Origin of the sequence: Moorena sp. SIO4A1 (assembly GCF_010672065.1) — a bacterium.
Classification (GTDB): Bacteria; Cyanobacteriota; Cyanobacteriia; order Cyanobacteriales; family Coleofasciculaceae; genus Moorena.
The window spans coordinates 1-1,697 of sequence record NZ_JAAHHX010000543.1 but is presented as its reverse complement, the minus strand read 5'-3'; the positions used below and the strand labels follow the sequence as shown (position 1 = coordinate 1,697).

2 protein-coding genes and 1 pseudogene are annotated in these 1,697 nt (G+C 42.7%); all 3 read right to left on the bottom strand.

Features of this window, described 5'->3' with window-relative positions:
• On the bottom strand, positions 1-235 hold a 235-nt coding region (locus tag F6K53_RS40415; RefSeq protein ID WP_293085774.1), incomplete at its 3' end, for an element excision factor XisI family protein.
• Between the two features lie 185 nt (positions 236-420).
• Positions 421-1,290 carry a hypothetical protein gene (locus tag F6K53_RS40410; RefSeq protein ID WP_293085771.1) on the bottom strand — a complete coding sequence of 290 codons (870 nt, stop codon included), beginning with the start codon at positions 1,288-1,290 and terminating at the stop codon, positions 421-423.
• Positions 1,291-1,441: 151 nt separating this feature from the next.
• A pseudogene (locus F6K53_RS40405) lies at positions 1,442-1,697 on the bottom strand (phosphohydrolase); the annotation flags it as partial.

Genomic DNA, 1,697 nt, shown 5'->3' with positions numbered 1-1,697 from the left:
TGCCATCCTCTGTCCCATCCCGATGAATCCAGATTTTGCCATCGATAATTTCCACATGAATGATACAGCCGTGAACTTGACGTACTCCCTCCCAACCAACTATCATTAATAGGTAGCGATCGCGATCACAATCAAAAACGCTATTCCGTTCAATTTTTCCGTAAGAATAAGGAATTTTTGCGTAGTCAGAGATTATTTTTTGAATAATCTCCCGGTCTCGCTCTAAAGTGTCCATTTAAGAATATCCTCCGTTTCAGGATCAAAAACCAAAAGACGAACCCCCTATGAATTTAGCGATCGCTCTTCAGAGCGCGCCAAAGGCGATCGCACTCCTTGTGATCAATGCCGATATACTAGGAAACCTTCTTTCCTCTGTTTATGTAATTGTGCCGAAACAAGATTATTTTAAACAAATTCCCATTAATAGCAAAATTTTAGTTCAGCGATCGCAATACCTTCTTCCCCTGCTACTGAATAGAGTAAGTACGTTTTTTCTCCTTCGGTGTAGATAGCTGGGTCGTGCAGTTCTCGCACCGGTTCTTCTGCAACACCAACTTCCGAAGAGACAATAGGTAAAGCAACTCCCTCATAATCCATTTCTGGTTCGAGAACTGTAACTGGTTCTGAAGGAATCCACTTGTCCCAATCCTTGGTTAAATCCACGTAGCTCATTAAAACACGTTCGGGAGCATCGCCATATCTGGAGTAGAATACGAGCAATCGGTCACCTTTTACCAATACAGCACCGTGTCGTAGGTTAAGTATAAAATCTTGTCCTGGCTCAAACGCCGTCACACCGTCTTTCGACCGGAGTACAATTCCAGCTATGGGACGGTTGTTCATCACTGTACCATACCAGTTGTTGGCAATAGCATAGTGGAATCCGTTGTGCTGGAAAACTCGAAAATAGTATGGTCCAAGTATCTCTGGCAAAGCAGTAAAATGCAGACCATCTTGAGATTTTGCTAGCATTGTCACCTGATCGTACTTATGTCTCCCCTGATAGTAGCCATGAAAGTACATCCGTATTTCTTTGGCTTCATTGTCAACATGGACATCTGGAGAGGCAATATGATCCGAGCAAGCTGTTTCATCCAAGTGTAGCGTTCCCTGCTCATAGATCTTCCACTCTCCTTCTAGAGAGTCGGCATAGGCAAGACGAATATATTTACCCAAGTGATGAGCAAAATAAAGATAATAGCGTCCTAGGGGATTTTCAATCCAGTCAGGAACGCGAATCAGGGATGGACCATTAATGTTAGTACCACGATCGTCTTCTAATCCTGGCATTCCCGGTTTAATAATTGGATTTATTGGGAAACGTACAGCTTTAATTGGGAATTTAATCTATCTTCGCCGGGGTTTTCAAGGAGATTGGGTAATAGTTTTTAGGACTACCCAAATTTAAGTTCAGCGATCGCCACGGGGCACTGATATCAGTCTAAAGTCTGGGTTCGCGACTAAAAATCGATTCGAGCATCGGTCGGAAACAGGAAATAGAAAGTGTGTCATAATTTGGATCGAAAGACAGTTGATCCCAGCGATCGCAGAAAATAATTGTTTGTTCAAAAGCGGGATGCTCTTTGAACTTATCGCGCTCATTGCGATCTTGACCGATAAAGTTGTTAAAGTAATAACCTTGAAAGACCTCATGATTTTCTATCATCCAGGCATTTTCTGGGGACACATAAGGTCGA